This window comes from Arthrobacter sp. ISL-72 (assembly GCF_018613755.1).
Taxonomy (GTDB): Bacteria; Actinomycetota; Actinomycetes; order Actinomycetales; family Micrococcaceae; genus Arthrobacter.
This window is the reverse complement of the sequence record NZ_JAGGPP010000016.1, coordinates 1-25862: the sequence shown is the minus strand read 5'-3', so window position 1 is coordinate 25862 and position 25862 is coordinate 1. Positions and strand designations below refer to the sequence as shown.

Below are 25862 nucleotides of genomic sequence, written 5' to 3'. Positions count from 1 at the left end.
GGCTAGGCTGGTCTCATGGGTACAGCTCTCCGCACTCCCCCGGCGCCACAGCCGGAGCTCTACCGGTTTTCCCCGCTCGATTACACCACTGTCGGGCTCTATGTAGCCGTCGCGGCGCTCTTTGCGGTGGCCGGATCCCTGCTGCAGCCGCTGCTGCTGCAGCTCTCCCCTGATCCCACGGTGGCTGTGTACTCGGTGAACCTGCTGTTCTACGGCGGCGTGGGCATCCTGGCCGTTGCAGCTGCCCGCCGGGTGGCGTCCCGCGACCTCCGCGTGCTCGGCACCAGGCCCTGGTTCACGCTGGTCATGGTTCCGGTTGCGGTGGTGGCCATGCTGATCCTGACCGCCATCCTGGTGGCTCTCACGGGACCGGTGCAGGGCTCGGCCAACCAGGCCAACGTCCAGGCACTCGTCCAACAGGTGCCGCCGTGGCTGATTGTGCCCCTGCTGGTCATCGTGGGCCCGTTCGTGGAGGAGTACATTTTCCGCCACCTGCTCATCGGCAAGCTGAGCCGCCGCGTCAACATCTGGGTGTGCTGCATCCTGTCCTCGATCCTCTTCGCGGCGCTGCACATCGTTGGCCAGGAGACCCTGACCCTGCCAGTGCTGATGCCGTACCTCGCCATGGGTGCGACGCTGGTTTTCGTGTACGTCTGGACCGGGAAGAACCTGATGTTCTCCTACTTCGTGCACGGCGCCAAGAACCTGCTGGCCGTGGTGTTCATTTACGCGATCCCGCCGGAACTACTGGACCAGCTGCAGCAAGTCCAGTCCTAGGCGTTGACGCACCCCGTGAAAGAGGTCAGCCAGTGCTCATTGAACACCGCGGCATTCAGCCGTCCCTCCACCCGGACGCATATGTGGCCACCACAGCAGTCATCATCGGTGACGTCGCCATAGCAAGCGGGGCCCGCATAATGCACGGGGCAGTGCTGAACGCCGAGGACGGACAGGTTCGGATCGGGCGGAACACCGTCATCATGGAGAACACAGTGGTTCGCGGCCGGTCGCGCCACGGCGTATTCGTTGGCAACAGCGTGATGGTCGGTCCGCATGCCCATCTCAACGGAACCGTGGTCGAGGATGAGGCATTCATTGCCACCGGCGCCTCCCTGTTCCCTGGAAGCCGCGTTGGTGCGGGAGCCGAGGTGCGAATCAACCCTGTCGTCCAGGTCAACACCCGGCTCGCGCCTGGCGCCATGATCCCCATCGGTTGGGTAGCAGTCGGTGACACTGCGCGCATCCTGTCCCCGGAGCGCCATGACGAGATTTGGGCAATCCAGCGGGAGCTCGACTTTCCAGGCACGGTGTACGGTGTCGACCGTACCGTGCCGATGGGTGAGCTGATGGGCCTCCAGTCGAAGTACTACGGCACGCACCGGGGTGACACGGTCATCGAGCCCTCAACACGTTCCGGAGACGCGTAGATGCAATGTTCCAAGGATGGAGCATGACAGCCGGACGCGGCCCCCTTTCGGCGGGGACGCCGCCGTCGTAGTTTTGACCCATGGGACTCAACATTCAGATAGCGATCGACTGCAGGAATCCGCACGAGCTGGCCGACTGGTGGGCCGAAACCCTGGACTGGGCCGTGGAGCCCCAGGACGCGGGCTTCATCCGGTCCATGATCGAGCGGGGCTTCGCCACTGAGGACCAAACAAAATTGCACAAGGGAAACCTGGTCTGGCGCGACGGAGCGGCGATCCGCCCGGTCGAAGAACTCGAGGCCAAGGCACCCGCGCGCCGCCTGCTGTTCCAGACCGTGCCCGAGGAAAAGACCATCAAGAACCGGGTGCACTGGGATGTGCGGCTGGACGGCAGGGACAAGGACGTGGTCCGCGCGGAGCTGGAGGCACGCGGCGCAACATTCCTGTGGACCGCCAACCAGGGGCCCCACGAATGGCACACCATGGCGGACCCCGAAGGCAACGAGTTCTGCATCAGCTGAGGCTGATTACTAGACTCGGTCTGTGAGCAACGAATTCCCAGCCAAGGTATCCGACGTCTTTGACCCTTCCCGGTGGCGCACCGTGGCCGGCTTCGACGACTTCCAGGACATGACCTACCACCGGCAGGTGGAACGGGATTCCGACGGCGCCGTGCTGCGGGACCTGCCCACCGTTCGCATCGCCTTCAACCGCCCCGAAGTCCGCAACGCGTTCCGTCCCGGCACCGTGGACGAGCTCTACCGCGCCATGGACCACGCCCGCATGACCCCCAACGTGGCCACCGTGCTGCTCACCGGAAACGGGCCGTCGCCCAAGGACGGCGGGCACTCGTTCTGCTCCGGCGGGGACCAGCGGATCAGGGGCCGGGACGGCTACCGCTATGCCGACGGCGAGACCAAGGAGACGATCGACCCTGCCCGGGCGGGCCGGCTTCACATCCTCGAAGTCCAGCGGCTCATGCGGACCATGCCCAAGGTGGTCATTGCCGTCGTGAACGGCTGGGCGGCCGGCGGCGGGCACTCGCTGCACGTGGTCTCGGACCTGACCATCGCCTCCCGGCAGTACGGCAAGTTCAAGCAGACGGACGCCACGGTGGGAAGCTTCGACGCCGGGTACGGTTCGGCGCTCCTGGCCCGCCAGATCGGCCAGAAGGCCGCCCGCGAGATCTTCTTCCTCGCCCGCGAGTACTCGGCAGACGACATGGTCCGGATGGGCGCCGTGAACGAAGCCGTGGACCACGAACTGCTGGAAGAAGTGGCCCTGGAATACGCCGCGGACATCGCCCGGCAGTCGCCCCAGGCCATCCGCATGCTGAAGTTCGCCTTCAACCTGGCCGACGACGGCCTGGCCGGCCAGCAGGTGTTTGCCGGTGAAGCGACCCGGCTGGCATACATGACCGACGAGGCCGTGGAGGGCAAGGAAGCCTTCCTCGAAAAGCGCGATCCCGACTGGTCCCAGTTCCCGTACTACTTCTGAGCCCGCCCTACCCCGAAGGCAGCCCCTGTGACTTCCCAGCCCCCGAACATCGAACCCGCCCCGGTCGAACCCGCCCCGGTCGAACCCGCCCCGGTCGATTCTGCCCCGCTCGACTCCGCCCTTCGGGCGCTGGCGGACGCCCTCCACGGTGAGGGCCCCGCCGTCGAACTTTCCGCGAACGCCGACGCGAATGTTGTGGTTTCCACGGTGGAGACGCCGGGCTTCGAGGATGCCGCCGTGGTGGTGCGAACCTCCGGTTCCACGGGAGCGCCCAAGGCGACGGTGCTCACGGTGGAGGCACTGGCGGCCTCATCGATGGCAACCGCGTTCGCGCTCAAGGGCGAAGGCCAGTGGCTCCTTGCCCTCCCCCTGCAGTACGTCGCCGGGGTGCAGGTCCTGGTCCGCTCCCTCTTCGCCGGCACCCGGCCGTGGGCCATGGACCTGTCCGATGGCTTCACCCCGGAAGCCTTCACCGCTGCCGCGCAGGAGCTCACTGACAAGATCCGCTTCACCTCGCTGGTCCCCACGCAGCTGCAGCGGCTGCTGGAGGCGCCGTCGGCGGAGACACTGGCGGTCCTACGCCGGTTCAACGGAATCCTGCTCGGCGGCGGGCCCGCCTCCTCCGACCTGCTGGAGGCGGCCCGCGAGGCAGGCGTCCGGGTGGTGACCACCTACGGTTCGGCGGAAACGTGCGGCGGCTGCGTGTACGACGGCTTCCCGCTCGAGGACGTGCTGGCCCGCGTGGACGGGGACGGCCGGATCCTGCTGGGCGGCGCCACCCTGGCCGCGGGCTACCTCGACGAACCCGGCCTGACCAAGGACGCCTTCTTCGAAGAAGACGGCATCCGCTGGTACCGCACCAGCGACCTCGGCTCCATCGACTCCGCTGGAAAGCTCACCGTGCTGGGCCGGGCCGACGACGTGATCATCACCGGAGGCGTGAAGGTTTCGGCCGCGCACGTGCAGGCCGAGCTGGAAAAGCTCGACGGCGTGCTGGCGGCCTTTGTGGCCGGCGTCCCCTCGGAGGAGTGGGGCCAGGCCGTGGCCGCGTATGTTGCTGTGGCGGACAGCTCACCCGCGGGAATCCAGGGCTTCACCGCCCGACGGCACGATGCACTGGGACCGCTGGCTCCCAAAACCGTCCTGGCCGCCGGCGAGCTGATGATGCTGCCCAACGGCAAACCGGACCGGCTGGGCATGACGGTTCGGCTGGACGCCCTGCATCAGGGAAAATAGAGAAGCCCTACCGCACGAAACATCCAAGCAAACGTAGAAGCAAACATCGAAGCAATCGGAGTACTCAACGTGGCCACAGCCGCACAATGGATCCAAGGCGCCCGCCCACGCACCCTGCCGGCTGCCATCGCACCAGTCCTGATCGGCACGGCTGCGGCCTTCGAGATGGACGCGTTCAAGCCGGTCAACGCCATCCTGGCCGCGTTCGTGGCCCTGCTGCTTCAGGTCGGCGTGAACTATGCCAACGACTACTCGGACGGCATCCGCGGCACGGACGAGGACCGGGTTGGCCCGCTCCGCCTGGTGGGCTCCGGCGCCGCTCAGCCGGAGCTGGTGAAGCGCGCTGCGTTTACCGCGTTCGGGCTGGCCATGCTTTTCGGCCTGGTCCTGGTGGTCATGACGCAGGCGTGGTGGCTGATCCTCGTGGGCCTCGGCTGCGTCTTTGCCGCCTGGGGGTACACCGGCGGCAAGAACCCCTACGGTTACATGGGCCTGGGCGACGTGTTCGTCTTTGTGTTCTTCGGACTGGTTGCCACCCTCGGCACCACATACACGCAGGCCGGGCAACTGAGCCTGGCCGCCATCATCGGTGCAATCGGCACCGGACTGATCGCGTGCGCTCTCCTGATGGCCAACAACGTCCGGGACATTCCCACCGACATCCAGGCCGGCAAAAAGACGCTGGCGGTGCGGCTGGGCGACAAGCACGCCCGTGAAAGCTACGTGCTGATGCTGGCAGTCGCCATCCTGCTGGTGGTTGTCCTGGCGCCGGGACGCCCCTGGATTCTCCTGGTGCTGTTGCTCATCCCCGCCAGCCTGATGCCGTCATGGCTGATGATCAACGGCCGGAAGCGCAAGAGCCTCATCCCTGTCCTCAAGCAGACGGGCCTGATCAACCTGGGCTACAGCGTGCTGTTCTCCCTGGGCCTCGTGCTGAGCCACGGGCTGTAGGGTACTCAGGCTTCCTTGCGCGGCTCTTCCTTGCGCGGCTCTTCCGTGCGGGGCGCTTGCTTGCGGGGAATCTCGCTGCGGGGCGCTTCGGTCCGGGGCACTTCGGAGCGGACGGTGATGTCCGGGTTGGCATCCACCAGGGTGTCCTCGGCGTTGGCGTCTTCAACCTCGCCGGCGCTGCGGATGGGCTTGGCCCGGCCGGAGAAGCGCTCCTGCAGGTTGGCGGTGGCAGCGTCGCGCTGCTTCTGGAAGAACAGGTAGCTGATGGCGAAGGCGATGAGGCCGGCGCAGACTGCGGCGAGCAGTATGCCGAGTTGCAGGAAGCTGAACAGCACGAACAGCGGCACAAACAGTGCCAGACGGATCAGGGAGTATCTCATAAAGGCCACAGTCCAAGTTTAGCCGTCCGGCACCAGGCGTCCGGACGCTAGACTGGTGGTATGCCCCGCGTATTGGTCGCCGTTATCGTTCTCGCCATATACGTCTATGGCCTCGTGGACGTGATTCGGACTGACAAGCACCTCACCAGGGGTATCTCCAAGACGTCGTGGATCATTGTGGTGCTGATCCTCCCGGTGGTGGGAGCGGCACTCTGGTTCATTATCGGCCGGCCGCGCGCAGGCAGCCCCGCACCTCAGTCCTACAGCCACACCACGGCCCCGGACGACGACCCCGACTTCCTGCGCAACCTGGAACTCCGCCGCCGCAACCAGGCCGAGGCGGACCGCCTCAAGAAGCTCAAGGACGAACTCCAGGCCAAGGAGCGCAAGCTCGACGGCGGCACCTCCGGTACGGGCGGTGCGGACGGCAAGGGAAAGCCGGACGGGAACCACCGCGGGGACAAGCACCCGAAGGAATCACACCACCCTGAGAACGACGCCCACGGCACTGATGAGGTGAAGTAGGCCTTCCAGGTCAAGAAGGCCTAGCCGGCTCAGGTAGCGCCGGCTCAGGTAGCACTGGCCGCATTCCTCAGAGGCTCGTAAGCAGCCCCGCAGTTTCTTCAAGCGCGCCGGGCACGAGGGAGTAGTAGGCCCAGGTGCCGCGCTTCTCGCGGTTTAGCAGCCCGGCCTCCACCAGGACTTTCAGGTGGTGCGACACCGTAGGCTGACCCAGGTCCATGGGTTCCGTCAGGTCGCACACGCAAGCCTCGCCCGACTCGCCTGCCTTGACGATGGACAGCAGGCGAAGCCGGTTGGGATCAGCGAGGGCCTTGAAGACGAGAGCTCTCCGTTGGGCCTCGTCGGCATCCATTGCAGGGTTGCCGCACGGCGTGCAGCACGACGCATCCACCGCGGGTTCAAGAATTTGCAGAGACTCCATGAACCCATTATGCACACATATTGACATTCATCGATATGGCTGGTGATACTGCCTATATCGATCTTCATCAATTTATGGACGCTGACGAGCTGAGCAGTACAGGAGTCCCGTGAACACCCAGACCCAACCATCGGCGAACGCATTGGATGCCGCGCTGGCGGCCGTCGTCGGGCCCTTCGTCGTCGGGCCCTTGATTGAAGTCCCCGTCCTTGTTGCACTTGTGTACGCGGCCCTACGGCCCGCAAGCGTTACTTCAGCCCCGTCGTCGTCCCGCTAACAGCCGCTACCTTTCCCGGAGAACTTCATGAGCACCGAAACCGCCAAGAAACCGTCCGTCCTGTTCGTCTGCGTCCACAACGCCGGCCGCTCCCAGATGGCCGCAGCCTTCCTGACTACCCTGGCGAAAGGCGAGATCGAGGTCCGGTCCGCAGGATCCCAACCCGGTGACAAGGTCAATCCGGCCGCCGTCGAAGCCATGGCAGAAGTCGGCATCGACATGTCCGCTGAAATCCCGAAGATCCTCACCACTGAGGCGGTCAAGGAATCCGATGTAGTGATCACCATGGGCTGCGGCGACGAGTGCCCCTACTTTCCCGGGAAGCGCTACGAGGACTGGGTCCTGGAGGATCCCGCCGGGCAGGGCGTTGACGCCGTCCGCCCCATCCGCGACGAGATCAAGACCCGCATCGAGGGCCTGATCGAATCCCTCATCCCCGCCGCCAAGTAACCGCCCGACCCAGGAGACACCATGAGCAACGAACAGCTGATCATCATAGGGTCCGGCCCTGCGGGATACACCGCGGCCATCTACGCGGCCCGGGCAGGCCTGAAGCCCCTCGTTCTCGCCGGTTCCGTCACCGCGGGCGGAGCACTGATGAACACCACCGAAGTGGAGAACTTCCCCGGCTTCCCGGCCGGCATCCAGGGCCCCGAACTCATGGACGGCCTCCAGGAGCAGGCGCAGCGGTTTGGCGCCAACGTGGTGTTCGACGACGTTACTGAGGTCCGGCTCTCCGGGCACCTCAAGCGCGTAGTCACCGGCGCCGGCGAGACGCACGAGGCACCCGCCGTCATCCTCGCCACCGGCTCCGCCTACAAGGAACTTGGCCTGCCGGAGGAGAAGAAACTCAGCGGCCACGGCGTCTCATAGTGCGCCACCTGCGACGGATTCTTCTTCCGCGACCAGGACATCATTGTGGTGGGAGGCGGCGATTCCGCCATGGAGGAAGCCATGTTCCTGACCCGCTTTGGCCGGACCGTCACCGTGGTGGTCCGCAAGGGCGAGCTCCGGGCCTCCCGCATCATGGCCCAGCGCGCCAAGGACAACCCCAAGATCAGCTTTGCCTGGCACTCGGCCGTTACAGCCATCCACGGCGACGGCAAGGTCAGCGGCGTCACCCTGACCGACACCCGCACCGGCGAAGCCCGGGAACACGCAGCAACCGGCATATTCGTGGCGATCGGACATGTTCCGCGGACGGAACTTGTCGAAGGCCAGGTGGACCTGGATACCGAGGGCTACATCAAAGTGGACTCCCCCACCACGGTCACGAACCTTTCCGGCGTCTTCGCCTGCGGCGATGCCGTGGACCACCGCTACCGCCAGGCCATCACAGCGGCCGGCACCGGGTGCGCGGCGGCCCTCGACGCCGAACGGTACCTCGCCGCGCTGGACGATGCCGACAGCATTGCCACCGCGCTGGTGGAAGAACCCACCCACGCCTGAAACCAGGCACCCGAGCAAGGAAGGGGGTGAGCTGAATGGATACCGATTACTGCACCAGTTCCGGCTGCTGCGAGGACGAAACCTGCACCGACCAGGACTGCTGCTAAGCACCCTCCCGCCCGCCCGCCTAACTGAGTAGTTGGGCGGGCGGTTACAGCCTGCATAAACCCGGACGAAAACAGAGGACGCCTTGAATCCAACGACGAACCTTCCCGTTGCAGTGATCGGCGCCGGACCAGCTGGCCTGGCCGCCGCGGCACACCTCCTCGAACGCGGCCTGGAACCGATGATCTTCGAGGCAGGACCGACGGCGGGCGCCGCCGTCGCGCAGTGGCGCCACATCCGGCTGTTCTCACCCTGGCGGTTCAACCTCGACTCCGCCGCCGTCCGCCTGCTCGAGGCCTCCGGCTGGCAGCAGCCCCGCCTCACCGCACTGCCCTACGGCGGCGAACTTGTTGACAACTACCTCGCGCCGCTCGTCGCCGTTCCGGCCGTCAGCTCCCGGCTGAAGACCGGCGCCCGCGTCATCGCCGTAACCCGGACAGGCCTGGACAAGACCCACACCCTGCAGCGCAGGGCCACCCCATTCGTCGTCCGGATCGAGTACCAGGACGGCGACATCCGCGACCATACGGTGGCGGGCGTCATCGACGCGTCCGGCACCTGGCCAAACCGCAACCCGCTGGGCACCTCAGGCCTTCCTGCCATCGGTGAAGACGCGACAGCAGAGCGCATCTCCTCGCCCCTGCCCGATGTCACCGGCCGGGACCGCAAGGACTTCGCCGGCCGCCGCGTACTGGTGGTGGGCGCCGGCCACTCCGCCGCCAACACCCTCATCAGCCTCGCCGACCTCGCCAAAGGTGCCCCGGACACCAGCATCCAGTGGGCCGTCCGCGGCGCTTCCGCCGAGAAAGTCTACGGCGGCGGCGACGCCGACGGGCTGCCCGCCCGTGGCCAGCTCGGCAGCCGGCTCCGCCGGCTGGTCGACGCCGGCACCATCGAACTGCACACCGGCTTCGGCATCGCCTCCTTCAAGTCCCTGGACTCCGGGGTCACCGTGACAGCGGCTGACGGACGCACCGTGGACGCTGACATCGTGGTGCCCTGCACCGGCTTCCGCCCGGACCTGGACTTCCTTCGCGAACTCCGGCTGGAACTGGACCCCGCCGTAGAAGCGCCACGCCAGCTCGGCCCGCTGATCGACCCGGAATTCCACTCCTGCGGCACGGTCCCGCCGCACGGCGCCACGCTCCTGGCCCACCCCGACGAGGACTTCTACATTGTGGGCATGAAGTCCTACGGGCGGGCACCGACGTTCCTTCTGGCCACCGGCTACGAGCAGGTCCGGTCCGTCGCAGCCGCCCTGGCGGGAGACCGGGAAGCCGCAGATACGGTCCGGCTCCAACTTCCCGAGACCGGGGTCTGTTCCACGGACGCCGGCACCAGCTGTGATGTTCCCGGCGCGGCCACCGCGCTCGCAACGGACGCAGGATGCTGCAGCGTTCCGGAACCCGAACTGATCGGCTTTTCCACCGGCCTGGCTCACGGCCGCTCCGCAAAGGACTGAAGGGCACGGTTGTAAATGCGAACGATTCTCATTCGAGTGTCGGTATGCATCTCACCCTTGTCAGCTCCCTCGACGCTTCCTGCCGCCAGCAGGCCTGTGAAGCAATCGCGAAAAAGTACCCCGCCGCCGTCGTGGTTTTCCATGACCTGATGGAAAACGGCCTGGTCATCCGGCGCATCTTCAACCGCGCCGGGCTGCTGGAACGCCGTGAAGCGCTGTTGGAGCACGGCTGCCTGAGCTGCACCGTGCGGCTCGACGTCGTTCCCACGGTTGAACGGCTCGCCGCGGCCGGGCACGCCCAGGTCATTGTGGGCCTGCCCCCGGTGGTGCCCGTGTCGGTGGCGCTCCATGGCCTCAGCAAAGGCCTGTCCCGCAAGTTCACCGTTGATTCCGCGGTGCTGGCTTGCTCGCCGGACGCCGTGGAGGACCATATCTGGGACCACCGCACCTTGTTTGAATCCGGCTTCACACCGATCCCGGAAGACCAGCGGACGGCGGGCGAATTCCTGATCGGCGAGCTCTCGTTCAACGACACGCTGCTGCTGGCGGACCCTGAGCTGGTACCGGTGGATCCGCAGGTCCGGGCACGGGGTGTGAAGCTTCTCCGGGAGCTGGCGCCGCACGCCGAGGTATCCGAAGCGGCTGAAGAATTCCGCCCGGGGCACCACGACTACACCGCTGCCGTGGGCCGGACGGCACTGGGCACGGTCCGCATTCCGGCCGCGTCCGCGTCACCGTTTACCACCGTCACCCACCGCGCTGAGCGCCCGCTGCACCCGGAACGGTTCAAGCACGCGCTGGCCACGCTGGCTGAGGGCTGCTGCTGGCTGCGCGGCAGGCTGTGGATTGCCGCCGCCCCGGGCTGCCGGATCGCCATCCAGGACATCGGACCGCGGGTCTGGCTCGAAAATACCGGACCGTGGCTGGCAGACCAGGCAGAGCCCCCGCTTCCGCCGCTCCCGGCCAGGGACACCGACGCGCATCTGGACTGGCATCCCGAGTTCGGGGACCGCGGCACCGTGATTGCCGCAACCGGAGAAGACGTGGACCCGGCCGAAATCGCCCGGCTCCTCAAGGACTGCGAACTCACGGACGCGGAAATGGCAGCCGGTTTTGCCGGACTGCATGATCCCTTCCACCTCAGTGCAGCCGACCTCCCCTGAACAAACCGCTCCGAGCCGCAACCCGCCAGCCACCGCACCTTGACCAACCACCGCCACCACAACACCTCAACCACAACACCGAGGAGCACCCATGAAAGTACGAAATTCGCTGCGAGCCCTGAAAAAAATCCCCGGCGCACAAATTGTCCGGCGCCGCGGACGGACCTTTGTCATCAATAAGAAAAACCCCCGCATGAAGGCACGGCAGGGCTAAGTCCACATGCAAACGGCCGCCAAGCGCGAAGCTTGACGGCCGTTTGGCGTTTAACGTTTGGTTACAGCCCCGAGTAGGAGTGCAGCCCGTTGAAGAACTGGTTGACGATGGTGAAGTTGAAGATCACGCAGAGGTAGCCCACGATCGACAGCCACGCGGCGCGCGTGCCGGTCCAGCCGCGCGTGGCACGCGCATGCAGGTAGCCGGCGTAAACCACCCAGATCACGAAGGTCCAGACTTCCTTGGTGTCCCAGCCCCAGAACCGGCCCCAGGCCTTCTCGGCCCAGATGGCACCGAACATCAGGGTGAAGGTCCAGCCCACGAATGCAACGGCATTGATGCGGTAGGACAGGTTTTCCAGGCTCAGCGCCGAAGGCACCAGGCGCATGAAGCCCAGCTTGTCCGCTCCACCGGCAGCAATCGTCTTCTGCCGGTGGGCCTGCACAAGCTGCAGGGCGGACATCGCGAAAGTCAGGGTGAAGAGCGCGGAGGAAATAACGGCGATGGAGACGTGGATGATCAGCCAGTAGCTCTGCAGCGCCGGCACCAAGTGGCCCACGGGCGTCCAGTACGCCACGGAAGCCGCCACCAGCATGATGATGGCGAGTCCGATCACAAACGTGCCGAGGAACCGCAGGTCGCGGCGGACCAGGACCAGCAGGAAGACAGCCACCGCCACGAAGGCGCCGGTGGTGAGGAACTCGTACATGTTGCCCCACGGCACGCGACCGGCGCCGACGGCACGGGTGACCACACCTGCGCCGTGGATCGCCGCACCCAGCACGGTCAGGGCGACCGCCACACGGGCGGGAACGCGGCGTTCGGCAGCGTAGCGCATCCCGGCATCGGCTGTCTGCCCGGCGGCGCCTGCACCGCCGGGGGACACCCGCCCGATTGCCGACGACGGGCGCTCGGCCCGGCCGGCCGGTCCGCTGACATCCGATTCAGCGCGGTCGACGGCGGCACGGTCGACGGCTGCACCTGCCCCCGCTCCTGCGGTGACCGGAACCTTGGCCATGGCTTCGGCGGCCGCTGCAGCCTTGAGGTCCACGGCACGGAGTGCCTTGCTGCTCTTGGCCAGGTCCCACGCGAAGGCGATGAAGGCAACGGTGTAGGTGCCGGCGGCCAGCAGCATAAAGAGCTCGCTGTACTGGCCCATGGTTTCGTTGATGGGGAACATTACTGGTCCTTCTTCGACTCGTGCGAGCCTGCTGTTGACTGGATGAAGTCTTCTGTGGGCGGTTCGGCGGAGACCGGGTTCCCGCTCCTGTCCGCCGGCCCATTATCCCCTTGGGTGCTGGGAGCATTCTGGGAGTTGTTCTGCCCGGATTCCAGGCCCCATTCATCGGCCAGCAGCCCGCGGATGGTCTCCGCCTCTGCCGCAAGCCGGTGGTCTTCGCCGCGGGCCAGGAGCCCGTATTCCACCATGGTGCGGCCGTCCTGGTGCGTTCCCGTCCGGACCCAGACCCTGCGGCGGTTCACGTAGAGGGAGGTCACCAGCCCGGCCACGGCCAGCAGCGCGAAGATGAGGGCGTAGAGCTGGCCCGGGTTGTGGTGGATGTCCACACCGATGTAGCGCTTCACGCCGTCGAAGCTGATGGAGCCTTTGCCGTCCGGGAGCGTGTAGCTGCTGCCGGGCGCCAGCGTGATGCCGCCGGCGTCGAGGTTCCGGGCGTTGAGCGGCGTCAGCTTCTTAACGTCGAGCTCGAAGACGTTCTGCGGCGAGCCTGCATCGAGGCCCAGGTCGCCGAAGTACGAGTTCAGGGTGAGCTGCGGGTTGATCAGCTCGGGGTCCCCGCTAAAGGAGACGCCCTCTTCGGTGACGAACGCGGTGGGAAGGAAGAAGCCGGCGAAGCCAAGCTGGTCAGGCCGGGCGTCGGGGACCTTGATCACCACGGAGGAGTAGTAGTTGTCCCCCTGCAGCTTGGCGACCACGGGGCCCTGCATCGCCACATTCCCGGCACCGTCGCGGATAGTCACCACGGGAGCGTAGCCGTTGCCGGTGAGGTAGATGCTGGTCCCGCCCAGGCTGACGGGATCGTTGACCTTCAAAACCTGCTTCTCGGCGGGCGCGTCCGGGTTTTCCTTGGTAGTCACATCGGCCTTGAAGTCGATGGGCTGGCCGAACTTGCCCTTCGATTCACGGTCGAACGTGATCTGGAACTTGTCCAGCTGGATGGAGTACGGCTGGAGCTGGCTGCTCTCGAAGTTGGTGCCCGGGGTGAACTGGTCATAGCCCACCAGGGTGTTCACGAAGGTGTCGCCCTCCACCAGGATCCGCTGCCCGCTGTAGCCGAACAGGCCGCCGGCCGCCACGGACACGAGCACGCCGATCAGCGAGGTGTGGAAGACCAGGTTGCCGACTTCCTTCAGGAAGCCGCGCTCGGCCCCCAAAGACGGCCGCGCGGCGTCGTCGTTCCTCACGTCAACGCGGTAACCGCGCTTCTTCAGCTTCGCGGCAGCGTCCGCAATAGCGCGCGACGCCGGGATCCCGGCGTCCGCGGGGATCACCAGTGTGCCGTACTCGGGCAGGCGGGAGAGCCTTGCCGGAGTCCGAGGAGGCTGCGACCGCATCGCTTTGTAGTGCGCAATCGCGCGGGGGACCACGCAGCCGATCAGCGAGATGAACAGCAGAATGTAGATGGCGGAGAACCACGCCGAGGAGTACACGTCGTAGAGCTGGAGGGAATCCAGGATCTTGCCGTAGTCAGGGTGGTCCGCGATGTACTGCGTCACGATCGACGGGTTCGCCGGACGCTGCGGGAACAACGACCCGGGCACGGCGGCAACCGCCAGCAGGAGCAGCAGGAACAGCGCGGTGCGCATGCTGGTCAGCTGGGTCCAGGCCCAGCGCAGCATGCCCTTGATCCCCAGTGTCGGCAGGGCCGCTTCAGCCTTGGCCTTGGCCACGGGAGTCGCCGCAGTTTTGTCCGCGCCCGCTTTGTCCGCACCTGTTTTGTGCGCTGTGTTCTCCGGCGCAGGGTTGTTTTTTTCGTTCACTCGCTCGCTCATCAGATCGGCAGTTTCACATCGGTTTGGAACCAGTACTGCAGGCCGGAAACCCAGGCGCCCCACACCCCGCTGGCCATCAGGAGCCCGAGCACCACCAGGATTCCCCCGCCGATCCGCTGGATCGCCAGGCGGTGCTTGCGGAAGAAGGACATCACTCCGACGCCGCGGCGGACGGCCAGGGCGATCAGCAGGAACGGTATGCCAAGCCCCAGGCTGTACACAAAGGCCAGGAACGCGCCCTTGGCCGCCGAGGATCCTCCGGACATGCTCAGCAGCTGAACGGCCGAGTAGGTGGGACCGATGCACGGCGCCCATCCGAGGCCGAAGGTGATGCCCAGCAGCGGTGCACCCCACAGACCGGCGGGCGGCTTGGCGTGGATCTTGGCATCCCGCTGCAGCCAGCCGAAGCCGCCCATGAACACCACGCCCATGATGATCACCAGGACACCCAGCACCTGGGTTATCCAGGCATTCTGGCCGCCGCTGATCAGGGATCCCAGCTGGCCGAACGCACCGCCCAGCAGGACAAAAATCACCGAGAAGCCCAGGACGAACAGTCCGATTCCGGCCAGCATCCGGCCGCGCTTCTGCTTCTGCAGGTCAACGCCGGTCAGTCCGGTGACATAGCCCAGGTACCCCGGCACCAGCGGGAGGACGCAGGGTGAGAGGAAGGAGACGAGTCCGGCGAGCAGTGCCACCGGAATGGCAAGCAGCAGCGAACCGTTCAGGATGGCTTCGGCGAAGGGGCTGTTCACGGTGGAGGCGCCGCCGTTACTCTGCCACTGCGGCGGTGATGAGGGCCTTGAGCGTGCCCTTTTGGATTTCGCCCAGGACACGGGAGGCAACCCGGCCCTGCTTGTCCAGCACCAGCGTGGTGGGCACAGCCCCCGGAGGAACCAGGCCGGAGACCGCCAGGAGCACGCCGCCGTCCTTGTCGTGGAAGCTGGGGTAGGTCAGGTTGAAGGTCTTGTCGAAGGCTTCGGCGGCGGCTTTTTCATCCCGGAGGTTTACTCCGTAGAACTGCACGCCCTGCGCCTTGAACTCCTGGTGCAGTGCCTCCAGGGAGGGTGCTTCAACCCGGCACGGCGCGCAGGCCGCAAACCAGAAGTTAAGCACGGTGACTTTCCCGACGAAGTCCGCCGGCTCCACGGTGGTGCCGTCGAACAGGGTGCCTTTGATGCTGACAGGTGACTTGCGGTCCGCAGCGGCGAACTCGGTGACGGAGCCGTCGCCGGCCACGTAGTTCTTGTTGTCGCCGGCCCTTGCCTGCTTGGCCAGGGCGTCCTCCTGGGCGCACGCGGAAAGGCCCAGGGTCAGGGCGGCCAGCCCCAGGCCTCCGGCGGCGAGGACGCTGCGGCGGGAAGCTGCGCGCCCTTTGTTGGCTGCGCCGTTTGTGTTGTTGATCTCGGAACCGCCCACGCTCAGGCCCCCGGAGTGCTCGAGGCGCCGGGCAGGAGCGCGGCAGCGGGCTCGCTGTACTCAACGCGTAACAGGCCGCCGTCGTCGTCGAACACCAGCGAGGTAATGGACGTCAGCGTGCATTCGCGCTTGCGCGGATCGTGCCAGAGGGGCTTGCCCTCGGCACTCAGCTTTGTCGACCAGATCGGAAGCTGGTGGCTGACCAGGATGGCTTCGGCGCGGTCACCGCCCAGCTCAATGGCACGCAGGCGCGCGTCCTGGACGGCGGCGATGACACGGGCCGCCTGGTCCTTGTAGGGCTCGCCCCAGGACGGGACGAACGGGTTGCGCAGGTACGGCCAGTGCTTGGGCTTACGGAGTTCAGCTTTGTTGACCCGGAGGCCCTCGAAGTGGTTGCGGGCTTCGATAATGCGCGCCTCGGTGTGGATCTCCAGCTTGAGCGCTTCCGCGATGGGCATGGCGGTTTCCTGGGCACGCGTCAACGGCGACGCCACCAGGTAGGCAATATTCGCGCCGTCGGCAACGCGGTCGCTGAAGTGGACCGCGAGCGTCTTAGCCATCCGCTGGCCGAGTTCGGAGAGGTGGAATTCGGGCAGGCGTCCGTAGAGGATGCCGTCCGGATTGTGGACCTCGCCGTGGCGCAGGAGATGAACGGTTGCTTGGGGCATGTTTACCAGTTTCTCAAAGATGTCGGGCGATCTGAAATCTTCTACAGGAAGTAGAACTGGGAAGTTTGGAGAAATGTTCCCTGGAGTTGGAATAAAACATGCAAATGCATGTTTATACTGGATGCAGGAGTTAGTTGAGACTTCAACCAAGAAGAATCTCGGCTGGCGATCAGATGTCCGTCCCAAGAGTCTTTCCACCACAGAACACAAGGAGCAACACCATGGCACTGCCCACCAACATCACCACCGGCACCTGGACCCTCGACAACTCGCACAGCGAAATCGGCTTCACGGTCCGCCACGCAGGGATCAGCAAGGTACGCGGCCAGTTCAAGGACGCCGCCGCCACGCTGGACCTCGCCGAGAACGTTGCCGACTCCAAGGTCAACGCCACTATCCAGACGGCCAGCTTCGACTCGGGCGACGTGAACCGCGACGGCCACGTCCGCGGTGAGGATTTCTTCGACGTCGAGAAGTTCCCGGAGATCTCGTTCGTGTCCAACGCGATCGTTCCCAAGGGCGATGCCTACGAGCTCCAGGGCGATCTGACCATCAAGGGCGTCACCCGCCCCGTGGCCCTCGAGACCGAGCTTCACGGTGTGGCCGTGGACCCCTTCGGCAACACCCGCGCCGGCCTGACCGCCGAGACCACCATCAGCCGCAAGGACTTCGGCCTGACCTGGAACGCCGTTCTCGAAGCCGGCGGCGTCCTGGTCAGCGACAAGGTTGGCATCAACCTCGAGCTCGCGTTCATCGCACCGGCCGCATAGGCTCTTCCCCGGGTCAGCCATCCCTGGTTGCCTGCCGGACGCAGGTTTTCCCACCATCACAGCGCCCCGCCCGTCCCCGCGACGGAGCGGGGCGCTGTGTTTAAACCGGAGCGCCCAGAATACGTCCGCAGAATGATCCACCGGGCGCCCGGGGCGCGGTACGGTGGAATCAAACCATGCTGGGGGCAGGGAACCGCTACTGATCCCGGTACCCGTTTAGTCAGTAGTCGACGCACAAAGGACCAACGATGAGCACGCCTCCAGTAAACCCGGCTGACCAGAACGAACCTGAAAACGGCAAGCCCGGGCCCGAGCCCCAGTACGGACAGCACTCCCCCGGCGCCCCGCAGTACGGCCAGCCCCAGTACGGACAGCAGCCCCCTGCCGCTCCGCAGTACGGGCAGCCGCATTACGGGCAGCAGCCTCCTGCTGCTCCGCAGTACGGGCAGCAGTCCCCCGCCACGCCGCAGTACGGCCAGCAGCAATACGGGCAGCAGCCTCCTGCTGCTCCGCAGTACGGGCAGCAGTCCCCCGCCACGCCGCAGTACGGGCAGCAGCCTTACGGCCAGGCGCCGCAGCAGTACGGCCAGTCCCCGTATGCGCAGTACCCGTCCGAGCAGCCTCAGGGTGGTGCGGCGGCCGGCGGGGTCCCGAAGATGGTCAACAATGCGTTCTGGATGATCATTGCCGCCGGTGTACTGTCCCTCATTTCCATCCTGGTTGCCATCCCTGCCCTGGACGATCCCGCGATGCGGCGCAGCTTCGAGGAACAGATGGAAGCCGCCGGCGGGGGCGCGAGCATCGACTTTGAGTCGATCAAGGGCCTGGTGATCGGCATGATGGTGGTGTTTGGCTTGATCGGCGCCGGGCTGTACGCCCTGGTTGCCTTCAACGTCCGCAAGGGCAAGAACTGGGCGCGTATCCTCGGCACCGTTTTTGCCGCCCTGTCAGTCTTCAGCCTGTTCCCGCCCAGCATCGGCACCCTCTCGGCATTGCTGGGCATCGCGGCCATCGTCATGCTGTACCTCCCCGCATCCGCGCCCTACTTCCGGAAGCAGCAGCCGTTCGGGAACCCGTATCCCCAACCGGGCAACCCGTACGGCCGTTAAGCCCTACTCCCTTCACGTTCCACAGCAAGCCTTTCCACAGCCAGCGGGCGTGGACTCAGGACGCCGTCGGCGCAACATGCCGCCGGCCTCCGGAGTCCGCGCCCGCTGCACGTTTCCCGCAGTGCTTTTTCCGTTCCTTTTGTCCCCCCTCTCTTGAGCCGAAATTGAGGCGCAAAACCATCCCCGGAAGCCCGTGTGCACGGTACCGTGTTACCACAATCACACTGGGGGCAGGATGACGTGGCTGATCCCGGTAGCCGATTACTCAGTAGCCGACTCGCAAAGGATCACCATGAGCACTCCGCCTGTCCCGCCGTCGTCCCCCAACGAGCCGCCGGCTCCCCAGTACGCACAGGCACCGCATTACGGCCATACGTCCCAGTTCGGCCAGCCGCAGTATTCGCAACCGCAGCAGTTCAGCCAACCGCAGCAGTTCAGCCAGCCGCAGTACCTCGTCTATCCCTCGGAACTGCCCCAGCAGCGGAGTTCGGCCGCCGGTATCGCCGCTCCCCCGCTGGTGAACATCTCCTTCTGGCTGTTGATCATCGCGTGTCTCCTCTGGGTGGGCTCGGTATTCCTCTCCATCGGTTCAATCGACGACCCGGCCATGCGCAGCCAGTTCGATGCCCGGCTGGCCACCAGCGGGGCAGACGTTGATTTCGAGGCCCTCAAGGGCATCGTGGTGGGCATGGTGATGCTGATCGCTGCCATCGGCGTACTGCTCTACGCGCTGGTCGCCTTCAACATCAGGAAGGGCCGGAACTGGGCGCGGATCCTTGGCACCATCTTCGCCGCGTTCTCCTTGCTGGGCATTTTCCAGATGGGCCTAGGCACTCCATCCATCCTCGCGGGGGCGGCTGCGGTGGTGCTGCTGTACCTCCCCGGCGCAGCGCCCTACTTCGGCAGGTTCCGGCCGTTCGGCAACCCCTCCGCGCAGCCGGGCTTCCCGTACACCCACTAAAGCCGGGCCCGCTAACTACAAAGCCCCTGGTTATTCGCCGGCGCCCGGCAGTTGGGTCCGCTGGGCGTGGTAGGCCAGGATCTGCAGTTCGGTGGCCATGTCCACCTTGCGCAGGTTCACGTCCGGCGGCACCTGCAGCATGACGGGCGCAAAGCTGAGGATGCTGTGGACTCCGGCGGCGATGACGCGGTCGCAGACAGCCTGCGCCACCGCAGCCGGCAGGGCCAGAACCACCATGTTGGCGCCGGTGCGCTGCAGGACCGGTTCCAGGTCCGCGACGTCGCTGACCCGCAGCCAGCCGACCTCGTTGCCCACCACCATCTGGTCCGCATCAAAAATGGCCACGACGTCGAACCCGCGGGATTCAAAGCCGCCATACCGGGCGAGGGCCTTGCCCAGGTTACCGGCGCCTACGATTGCCACTTTCCAGTCGCGGGTGAGCCCGAGGGCCGCTGAAATGTTGCGGCTGAGGTACGCCACTTCGTACCCGACACCGCGTGTTCCGTACGAACCGACGTGCGAGAGATCCTTCCGCAGCGTGGAGGAACTCACGCCCGAGGCTTCAGCCAGTGATTCGGAGGAAACGCGTTCAACGCCTTCGGCCAGCATGGTGGTGAGGGCGCGCAAGTAGATGGTCAGCCGTGCCACGGCCGCGGGCGGAATCTGCTTGGCCGCAGTTCCGCTTTCCCCATGGACAGCCTCGGGGGATGAATCCAGCGAAGTCACTATCTGCTCCATTGCGTCGCGTTGTGAGTCCACTCTAGAGCCCCGTCCGTACTGCCAACAAAGCGTGAGTCACGGCGGCTACTTGGCCACGGCCTGGCGCAGGATCCGGTCCAGGCGGGTTTCGTCGATCTTCCAGAAGTCACGCTGGATTCCGTCCACCAGCACCACGGGGATCTCTTCGGCGTAGCGCTCACGCAGCTCCGGCTGGTCGTCCACCTGTTGTTCTGTCCACTCCAGTCCCAGTGCGGCCGTCACCCGTCCGACGGCGGCGCGGGCCGCCTCGCAGAGGTGGCAGTCAGCTTTGGTGATGAGGACGACGTCGGGTTTTGCCATGCTTCAACCGTAGCCCGAGCCGCCGCCCCGCCGCGACGGCACCCCGGCCGGGCATTGACTAGACTCAAGTCATGCCCGAGGAGAAGTACGTCGCCGTAGTCCGGCATCCGGCCGGCGTGTCACAGCACGGCGAAGCCGCCTTCTTCGACGTCGACAACACCCTCATGAAGGGCGCCAGCCTCTTCCATGTGGCCCGGAAAATGCACCAGCGGGGTGCGTTCACCCTGCCGCAGGCAGCCGGGATGGCCTGGAAGCAGTTCAAGTTCATCCTCCGCGGCGAGAACATGGACGATGTCCACGCCGTCCGGGACTCGGCGTTGACGCTGGCCGCCGGCATTACCGTGGAGGACATCAAAGCACTCGGCGAAGAAGTCTTTGACGAAATGATCGAGTCCAGGATCTGGCCCGGCGCCAAGGCATTGGCCCAGCAGCACCTCCGCGTCGGACGCATGGTGTGGCTGGTGACGGCCACCCCCATCGAGGTGGCCACCGTGATTTCCACCCGTCTGGGCCTGACCGGCGCGCTGGGAACCGTGGGCGAGGTGCAGGACGGCGCCTACACCGGCCGGCTGGTGGGCGACATCCTGCACGGCCAGGCCAAGGCGGTGGCGGTCCAGGGCATCGCCGACGCCGAGGACCTCGACCTTCGCCGCTGCTGGGCCTACAGCGACTCCCACAATGACATTCCGCTGCTCAGCCTGGTGGGCCATCCCGTGGCCATCAACCCCGACGCCCGGCTTCGCCGCCACGCCCGGGACAACAACTGGCCGGTGTACGACTTCCGCTCAGGACGCCGCGCCGCCACGCTTGGATTGAAAGCCGCCACCGTGGGCGGGGCTGTCTACGGCCTGTGGCGCGGTTTCACCCGCTTCCGCGGCCCCACCGTCTAAGCCGGCGTCGGAACTAGCCTTCGCGCACAAGCAGGAAACGAAAATGCCCGCTGCCTGGAAGGCAACGGGCATCTCACGCTGTGCGAAGTATCTCTACTTCTTGTTACGGCGCTGGTGACGGGTCTTACGAAGCAACTTGCGGTGCTTCTTCTTGGCCATACGCTTGCGACGCTTCTTAATAACTGAACCCACGAAAGTTCCTTACAAACTAGATGGAGTACCTGTCTGATGGAAGAGGTCCGTGGACTAAGCAACAGACTAAACAACTAACTGACAGATTCTTACAATAACGAAAAACGTTCCCTAACAGGGTACCGCTTATCCGGCGCACCCACTGACCGCCCGCCTGAAGGCGACCCCTCAGCGGCGGCCTTGAGGTAGTTCAGGCGGTGTCCGACTGGCCTTCCACAACAGCACCCTTGACGTACTGTTCGACGGCGGCCTCCGGCACCCGGAAGGACCGCCCGAAGCGGACGGCCGGCATCTCTCCGGAATGGACAAGGCGATACACGGTCATCTTGGAAACGCGCATGAGCTCGGCCACTTCGGCCACAGTCAAGAACTGAGCGTTCGAGAAGTTCGACTCTGCGGACATTTCCCTTATTCCTTTAGTTAACAGCTGATAAAGGCGACCCCATTGAAACCCCATTGGGGTGTGCCGATGCTGAGCCATCAACCTACCCTGTGCTAGTTACTCTAGTGGCTCCTGGTGCCACAGTGAAAGTGATTCCGTGTAACCAGTTTCGGCTTGGTCCTTGCGGATCTAGCCTTCCAGGACACCCCGGCGTTTCCGGGCGGACGCTGCCAGCTGGGCCAGCACGGATGCCGTGACGTCCCACTCCATGCAGGCATCCGTCACGCTCTGGCCGTACACCAGCTGGGCGGTGCCGGCAGCGTGTTCGGCCACGTCGAGGTTCTGCGCCCCGCCCACCAGGAAGCTCTCCAGCATGACGCCGGCAATCGCCGAGGCAGCGGTCCCGCCGTCCTCCAGCTGGGCGCCGATCTCCAGGGCCACCTCGGCCTGCCGGTGGTGGCTCTTGCCACTGTTGGCGTGGCTCGCGTCCACAATCAGCCTGGGGTTGAGCTGCTTGGCAGCGAGCTTTGCGGAGGCCGCTTCGACGTCGGCCGCGGAGTAGTTGGGGCCCTTGCGTCCGCCGCGGAGGATCACGTGGGTGTCCGGGTTGCCGGCCGTGGCCACGAGCGAGGCGCGGCCGTCGCCGTCGATCCCCAGGAATGCCTGGGACGCCGCGGCGGCGCTGCAGGCGTCAACGGCAACCTGGAGGTCGCCGTCGGTCCCGTTCTTGAACCCGATGGGCATGGACAGCCCGGACGCCAGCTGGCGGTGGATCTGGCTTTCGGTGGTGCGGGCGCCGATGGCACCCCACGAGACGAGGTCGGCCATGTACTGGGGGCTGACGGGTTCGAGGAATTCCGTGGCGGTGGGCAGGCCCAGCGACGTGACCTGCTTCAGGAAGTGGCGCGCTGCCCGCAGCCCGGTGGCAATGTCGTGGCTGCCGTCCAGGTGCGGATCGTTGATGAGGCCCTTCCAGCCCACCGTGGTGCGGGGCTTTTCGAAGTAGGTCCGCATGACGATCAGCAGGTCTTCCTTGTGCTTCTCCGCCTGGCTCACCAGCCTGCGGGCGTATTCCAGGCCGGCCTTGGGGTCATGGATGGAGCAGGGTCCCACGATCACCAGCAGCCGGTCATCCACGCCGTCCATGACGGCCCGGACTTCGTCCCTGCCGCGTTCGACGACGTCTGCCACCCGGGCGTCCAGCGGCAGTTCCGCGATCATGTCCTGGGGCGACGGCAGCGCCTGGAATTCACTGACGCGCAGGTTGGATGTTGATTTCTGCGTGGAGGCAGGGTTTTCCAGTGAAGCGGAAGGCTGTGTTTCGGTGGCTGCTGCGGTGCTCATGGGTGCGGGTCCTGTTCCGGATGGGTGCGGAGCGGGCCCAGATCAGAACCCGCCGGAGAAATGGCGAAGGGCAGAGAATGATCTCTGCCCTGTTGGCTCTGAAGGAAAGTTGGATGCGTGTCAGTTAGACGCAGGCCCCTCCAGAGCCAACGAAAAATACGCATACCAACGGTTAGTCATAGCCACGACCATAACCGCAGGATCGCCCGGTCCGCAAATCGTCCCTGCGCGAACGGACACTTGAGGCCCCTTCCTGCGGGGTCTCAACTGTCCGTTCGCGCTGGTTTGGGGCTGATGGAAAGTCCCCCGGCCGTCAGCCGAGCAGCGTCAGCCGAGCAGCTTGCGCAGGAACTCCAGCTGCCTGTTCCACTGGTGCTCCTGGCCGCCCTCATGGTTGTTGAAGCGGTACACCTCGATGTCCTTGGACACTCCGCCGCCGGCCCTGGTCCCGTAGGCGTTGAAGCTCGCGAACACCGTCGACGGCGGGCAGATATCGTCCATCTGCGCAGCTGAGAACAGCGCCGGAACGGTGGCCGCGCTGCCGAGGTTGACCCCGTCGAAGTAGTTCAGCACGGCGAGGATGGGCTCGTAACGGTCGCGGTGCCGGGCCAGGAAGGCGGCGATTTCGGGGTACGGCCCGCGCGGCGTGATGTCGATGGCGCGGGGGAAGTCCTGGAGGAAGGGGACATCCGGCAGCGCGGCGATCACGCCGTCGAGCCTTCCGGCAGCAAGTCCCGCCACGGCGACCGTGATGCCGCCGCCCTGGCTGATGCCCGCCACCACAACCCGGGAGGCGTCGACGGCGGGATGCGCCTGCGCGGCCTCCACGGCGCGGAAGGCGTCCACATAGACCCGGCGGTAATAGTAGTCCTCGCGGCTTCCGACGCCCCGGGTCATCAGCCCTGCATGCGCCACATCGCCCGCGGACGGATGCGGATCGGCGGTGTGCCCCACGATGCCGCCGTATCCCTGCCCGCGGGTATCCATGATGAAATGCGCGTAGCCGGCCTGCGCCCACTTCGCGTCCTGGTTGGCCAGGGCGCGCCCGCCGGAATAGCCCGCGTACTGCACGACCACGGGAAGCGGCTCATCCGCCGGGCGGTTTGCCGGAAGGTGCAGCCAGCCTTTTACCGGGGACCCGCCGAAGCCGGCGAATGTGACATCGAAGGTCTCAATCACGGTGAGGTAGTTGTCCACGGGCTCGAACACGGCGCCCAGCGGGTACTTCCGGGCTTCACCGATGGTGCTGTCCCAGAATGCATCAAGATCGGACGGCGCGGTGACGCCGGACGTGTAGTTTCGGAGCTGCTCAAGCGGAAGGTCGAAAAGAGGCATGGGATTCCAGTTCTCTGACGGCGGGCTGATGTGCGGGTGTGCTGATCCTGTCAGGCAGGCACAGCGGCTTCCAGCCGCCGCGACGCCAGGTTGAGGACTGTGTCGAAGTGCGGCCGGAGATGACGTTCCTGGACACAGTCCGCCACTCAGACCAGCGCGGCCTGGTAGCTCTCCAAGGGCTGCGAGCCGCGCACGAGGGCCCTCAGCTCGCCGAGCCCGCCGCTGACGACGCCCGCGGCCCGGGCCTGGACCAGGACGTTGCCCAGTGCCGTGGCCTCCACCGGCCCGGCAATGACGCGCTTCCCGGTGGCATCGGCCGTGAGCTGGCACAGGAGCCGGTTTTGCGAGCCGCCGCCCACGATGTGCACCACCTCCACCTGCACATTCGCGAGCCGCTCGGCGTCGGCGATGGTCCGGGCGTAGCCGGCCGCCAGGCTGTCCAGGATGCAGCGGGTGATCGCCGCGGGATCGTCGGCCAGGATGGCTCCCGTGCTCCCCACCGCGGCGCGGATCCGCTCGGGCATGTTGTCCGGGGCAATGAAGTAGGGATCGTCGGCATTGATCTGGGGTCCGCCCGCCGGGAGCGCCGCGGCGGCTTCGAGCAGTCCGCCCAGCGAAGGCCGGTACCCCTGGTCCGCCCAGGTGCGCTGGCACTCGCTGAGCAGCCACAGCCCGCCGACGTTGCGGAGGTACCGGATGGTGCCATCCACCCCGCGTTCATTGGTAAAGTTCGCCTGGCGGCTCGCCTCGGTGAGCACCGGTTGATTGAGTTCGACTCCCACCAGCGACCATGTGCCGGAGGAGATGTAGGCGAAGTTACCGCTGCTGGCGGGGACGGCGGCGACGGCGGACGCGGTGTCGTGCGAGCCGACGGCCACCACCCTGACTGTTTCGGCCAGTCCGGTGCGGGCGGCGATGCCGGGCAGCACGGTACCGACCGTGCTGCCCGGCTGGATCAGCGGCGGGAACAGCTTTGTAGGCAAATCCAGGGCAGCCAGGAACCCGGCGGCCCACTCCCCCGCGACGGCGTCGAAGAGGCCGGTGGTGGAGGCGTTGGTGGCTTCAGTGCGCCGCTGCCCCGTGAGCAGGAAGGCGATCAGGTCCGGGATGAGCAGCGCCTGCAGCCCGTCGAGGTCACGTTCGCTCGCCAACTGGTAAATCGTGTTGAACTGCAGGAACTGCAGCCCGGTGGTCGCATAGAGCCGTGCCGGGTCCAGCTTCCTGTGGACGCGGACGACGGCGGCGCGGCTCCGGTCATCGCGGTAGCTGAAAGGCTGGGCGGTGAGCTCCCCGGCCGCGTTGACCAGGCCGTAGTCGACGGCCCAGGTGTCGATCCCTATGCTTCTGATGGTTTCGCCGCGTTCCCCCGCGACGCGGGCCGCGGCCGCGAGGCCGGTGAGCACCTCGGCGAACAGCGCGTCGAAATCCCAGCGCAGGCCGCCGTCGGACTCCACCACCCCGTTCGGAAACCGGTGGATCGTTTCGAGCTTGACGCTGCCGGCCGTGACGCGGCCGAGGATGAGCCTGCCGGAGGAGGCGCCGATATCTACTGCGGCGAACACCGCACCGGCCATGGCCGGTGCGGTGTTTGCTGCTGTGTTGTTGGCTGTCATCGGA

The 25862-nt window shown here is 65.9% G+C and carries 29 protein-coding genes and 2 pseudogenes; 17 read left to right on the top strand and 14 right to left on the bottom strand.

Annotation, left to right across the window (positions count from 1 at the left end; all coding sequences use genetic code 11):
- Nucleotides 1-15: 15 nt before the first annotated feature.
- From J7I92_RS15070 to J7I92_RS15045, 6 genes are all read left to right on the top strand, one after another.
- Entirely contained in the window at nucleotides 16-777 is a 762-nt protein-coding gene (locus tag J7I92_RS15070) for a CPBP family intramembrane glutamic endopeptidase (protein WP_214841748.1), read from the top strand.
- 32 nt (nucleotides 778-809) lie between these two features.
- The gene (locus J7I92_RS15065) at nucleotides 810-1427 is read left to right on the top strand and encodes a gamma carbonic anhydrase family protein (RefSeq protein ID WP_214841746.1); all 618 of its coding nucleotides are present in this window, start codon (nucleotides 810-812) and stop codon (nucleotides 1425-1427) included.
- Between the two features lie 80 nt (nucleotides 1428-1507).
- A complete protein-coding gene (locus tag J7I92_RS15060) occupies nucleotides 1508-1948 on the top strand; it encodes a VOC family protein (RefSeq protein ID WP_214841744.1) in 441 nt (146 codons plus the stop codon).
- A 22-nt stretch (nucleotides 1949-1970) separates the two neighbouring features.
- Nucleotides 1971-2924: a 1,4-dihydroxy-2-naphthoyl-CoA synthase gene (locus tag J7I92_RS15055; RefSeq protein WP_214841742.1), complete on the top strand. Its 954-nt coding sequence runs from the start codon at nucleotides 1971-1973 to the stop codon at nucleotides 2922-2924.
- Between the two features lie 129 nt (nucleotides 2925-3053).
- Nucleotides 3054-4160: an AMP-binding protein gene (locus J7I92_RS15050; protein WP_251039989.1), complete on the top strand. Its 1107-nt coding sequence runs from the start codon at nucleotides 3054-3056 to the stop codon at nucleotides 4158-4160.
- A gap of 69 nt (nucleotides 4161-4229) precedes the next feature.
- Nucleotides 4230-5111, top strand: a complete 882-nt coding sequence (locus J7I92_RS15045; protein ID WP_214841740.1) for a 1,4-dihydroxy-2-naphthoate polyprenyltransferase — start codon at nucleotides 4230-4232, stop codon at nucleotides 5109-5111.
- 101 nt (nucleotides 5112-5212) lie between these two features.
- On the opposite strand, the pseudogene J7I92_RS15040 reads toward J7I92_RS15045, so the two are convergent.
- Nucleotides 5213-5491, bottom strand: a pseudogene (locus tag J7I92_RS15040) (DUF4229 domain-containing protein); the annotation flags it as partial.
- Nucleotides 5492-5551: 60 nt separating this feature from the next.
- Between J7I92_RS15040 and J7I92_RS15035 the strand changes: the two are divergent.
- Nucleotides 5552-6016 carry a PLD nuclease N-terminal domain-containing protein gene (locus J7I92_RS15035; RefSeq protein WP_214841739.1) on the top strand — a complete coding sequence of 155 codons (465 nt, stop codon included), beginning with the start codon at nucleotides 5552-5554 and terminating at the stop codon, nucleotides 6014-6016.
- Nucleotides 6017-6083: 67 nt separating this feature from the next.
- Here the strand turns inward: J7I92_RS15035 and J7I92_RS15030 are convergent, their stop codons facing one another.
- Complete coding sequence (locus J7I92_RS15030; RefSeq protein WP_214841738.1) at nucleotides 6084-6434, bottom strand: metalloregulator ArsR/SmtB family transcription factor; 351 nt, start codon at nucleotides 6432-6434, stop codon at nucleotides 6084-6086.
- Nucleotides 6435-6543: 109 nt separating this feature from the next.
- Here J7I92_RS15030 and J7I92_RS15025 point away from each other — a divergent pair, with 109 nt between their 5' ends.
- The 6 genes and pseudogenes from J7I92_RS15025 to ykgO all read left to right on the top strand — a co-directional run bounded on the left by J7I92_RS15025 (nucleotide 6544) and on the right by ykgO (nucleotide 11104).
- Nucleotides 6544-6711 (top strand): hypothetical protein, encoded by a 168-nt coding sequence (locus J7I92_RS15025; RefSeq protein ID WP_214841737.1) that lies wholly within the window; start codon nucleotides 6544-6546, stop codon nucleotides 6709-6711.
- A gap of 27 nt (nucleotides 6712-6738) precedes the next feature.
- Nucleotides 6739-7161 (top strand): arsenate reductase ArsC, encoded by a 423-nt coding sequence (locus J7I92_RS15020; protein ID WP_214841736.1) that lies wholly within the window; start codon nucleotides 6739-6741, stop codon nucleotides 7159-7161.
- Between the two features lie 21 nt (nucleotides 7162-7182).
- Nucleotides 7183-8160 (top strand): annotated as a pseudogene (trxB, locus tag J7I92_RS15015) (thioredoxin-disulfide reductase).
- A 190-nt stretch (nucleotides 8161-8350) separates the two neighbouring features.
- Nucleotides 8351-9727: an FAD-dependent oxidoreductase gene (locus tag J7I92_RS15010; protein WP_214841734.1), complete on the top strand. Its 1377-nt coding sequence runs from the start codon at nucleotides 8351-8353 to the stop codon at nucleotides 9725-9727.
- Between the two features lie 44 nt (nucleotides 9728-9771).
- The gene (locus J7I92_RS15005; protein ID WP_214841732.1) at nucleotides 9772-10890 is read left to right on the top strand and encodes a GTP-binding protein; all 1119 of its coding nucleotides are present in this window, start codon (nucleotides 9772-9774) and stop codon (nucleotides 10888-10890) included.
- 91 nt (nucleotides 10891-10981) lie between these two features.
- Complete coding sequence (gene ykgO, locus J7I92_RS15000; RefSeq protein ID WP_011693081.1) at nucleotides 10982-11104, top strand: type B 50S ribosomal protein L36; 123 nt, start codon at nucleotides 10982-10984, stop codon at nucleotides 11102-11104.
- Between the two features lie 61 nt (nucleotides 11105-11165).
- Here the strand turns inward: ykgO and ccsB are convergent, their stop codons facing one another.
- The 5 genes from ccsB to J7I92_RS14975 are packed head-to-tail and all read right to left on the bottom strand — an operon-like array spanning nucleotide 11166 to nucleotide 16203.
- Nucleotides 11166-12284, bottom strand: a complete 1119-nt coding sequence (gene ccsB, locus J7I92_RS14995; protein WP_214841730.1) for a c-type cytochrome biogenesis protein CcsB — start codon at nucleotides 12282-12284, stop codon at nucleotides 11166-11168.
- The gene (locus J7I92_RS14990) at nucleotides 12284-14116 is read right to left on the bottom strand and encodes a cytochrome c biogenesis protein ResB (protein ID WP_251039976.1); all 1833 of its coding nucleotides are present in this window, start codon (nucleotides 14114-14116) and stop codon (nucleotides 12284-12286) included. The genes ccsB and J7I92_RS14990 overlap by 1 nt, the downstream gene beginning before the upstream one ends.
- Complete coding sequence (locus J7I92_RS14985) at nucleotides 14116-14871, bottom strand: cytochrome c biogenesis CcdA family protein (RefSeq protein ID WP_214841728.1); 756 nt, start codon at nucleotides 14869-14871, stop codon at nucleotides 14116-14118. The genes J7I92_RS14990 and J7I92_RS14985 overlap by 1 nt, the downstream gene beginning before the upstream one ends.
- Before the next feature lie 16 nt (nucleotides 14872-14887).
- Nucleotides 14888-15520, bottom strand: coding sequence for a TlpA disulfide reductase family protein (locus J7I92_RS14980; protein ID WP_214841865.1), 633 nt, complete (start codon nucleotides 15518-15520; stop codon nucleotides 14888-14890).
- 17 nt (nucleotides 15521-15537) lie between these two features.
- Nucleotides 15538-16203 (bottom strand): histidine phosphatase family protein, encoded by a 666-nt coding sequence (locus J7I92_RS14975; RefSeq protein ID WP_214841726.1) that lies wholly within the window; start codon nucleotides 16201-16203, stop codon nucleotides 15538-15540.
- Nucleotides 16204-16424: 221 nt separating this feature from the next.
- On the opposite strand from J7I92_RS14975, the gene J7I92_RS14970 reads away from it, so the two are divergent.
- The 3 genes from J7I92_RS14970 to J7I92_RS14960 all read left to right on the top strand — a co-directional run bounded on the left by J7I92_RS14970 (nucleotide 16425) and on the right by J7I92_RS14960 (nucleotide 19043).
- On the top strand, nucleotides 16425-16973 hold the full coding sequence (locus J7I92_RS14970; protein WP_214841724.1) for a YceI family protein: 549 nt from the start codon (nucleotides 16425-16427) through the stop codon (nucleotides 16971-16973).
- A gap of 248 nt (nucleotides 16974-17221) precedes the next feature.
- Entirely contained in the window at nucleotides 17222-18082 is an 861-nt protein-coding gene (locus J7I92_RS14965; RefSeq protein ID WP_214841722.1) for a hypothetical protein, read from the top strand.
- A gap of 292 nt (nucleotides 18083-18374) precedes the next feature.
- Nucleotides 18375-19043, top strand: coding sequence for a hypothetical protein (locus tag J7I92_RS14960; protein ID WP_214841721.1), 669 nt, complete (start codon nucleotides 18375-18377; stop codon nucleotides 19041-19043).
- A 30-nt stretch (nucleotides 19044-19073) separates the two neighbouring features.
- On the opposite strand, the gene J7I92_RS14955 is transcribed toward J7I92_RS14960, so the two are convergent.
- Together J7I92_RS14955 and J7I92_RS14950 are read right to left on the bottom strand one after the other, a co-directional pair.
- Nucleotides 19074-19769 (bottom strand): redox-sensing transcriptional repressor Rex, encoded by a 696-nt coding sequence (locus J7I92_RS14955; RefSeq protein WP_214841719.1) that lies wholly within the window; start codon nucleotides 19767-19769, stop codon nucleotides 19074-19076.
- A gap of 78 nt (nucleotides 19770-19847) precedes the next feature.
- The gene (locus tag J7I92_RS14950) at nucleotides 19848-20102 is read right to left on the bottom strand and encodes a glutaredoxin family protein (RefSeq protein ID WP_214841717.1); all 255 of its coding nucleotides are present in this window, start codon (nucleotides 20100-20102) and stop codon (nucleotides 19848-19850) included.
- Nucleotides 20103-20173: 71 nt separating this feature from the next.
- Between J7I92_RS14950 and J7I92_RS14945 the strand changes: the two genes are divergently transcribed.
- The gene (locus J7I92_RS14945) at nucleotides 20174-20992 is read left to right on the top strand and encodes an HAD family phosphatase (protein WP_214841715.1); all 819 of its coding nucleotides are present in this window, start codon (nucleotides 20174-20176) and stop codon (nucleotides 20990-20992) included.
- A 93-nt stretch (nucleotides 20993-21085) separates the two neighbouring features.
- Here the strand turns inward: J7I92_RS14945 and J7I92_RS14940 are convergent, their stop codons facing one another.
- The 5 genes from J7I92_RS14940 to J7I92_RS14920 all read right to left on the bottom strand — a co-directional run bounded on the left by J7I92_RS14940 (nucleotide 21086) and on the right by J7I92_RS14920 (nucleotide 25858).
- A complete protein-coding gene (locus tag J7I92_RS14940) occupies nucleotides 21086-21184 on the bottom strand; it encodes a 30S ribosomal protein bS22 (RefSeq protein WP_003792170.1) in 99 nt (32 codons plus the stop codon).
- Nucleotides 21185-21374: 190 nt separating this feature from the next.
- Entirely contained in the window at nucleotides 21375-21587 is a 213-nt protein-coding gene (locus tag J7I92_RS14935) for a helix-turn-helix domain-containing protein (protein WP_214841713.1), read from the bottom strand.
- A gap of 168 nt (nucleotides 21588-21755) precedes the next feature.
- Nucleotides 21756-22910 (bottom strand): 3-deoxy-7-phosphoheptulonate synthase, encoded by a 1155-nt coding sequence (locus tag J7I92_RS14930; RefSeq protein ID WP_214841710.1) that lies wholly within the window; start codon nucleotides 22908-22910, stop codon nucleotides 21756-21758.
- A 327-nt stretch (nucleotides 22911-23237) separates the two neighbouring features.
- Nucleotides 23238-24245 (bottom strand): acetylxylan esterase, encoded by a 1008-nt coding sequence (locus J7I92_RS14925; protein ID WP_214841708.1) that lies wholly within the window; start codon nucleotides 24243-24245, stop codon nucleotides 23238-23240.
- 146 nt (nucleotides 24246-24391) lie between these two features.
- Entirely contained in the window at nucleotides 24392-25858 is a 1467-nt protein-coding gene (locus J7I92_RS14920; protein ID WP_214841863.1) for a rhamnulokinase family protein, read from the bottom strand.
- Nucleotides 25859-25862: the final 4 nt, after the last annotated feature.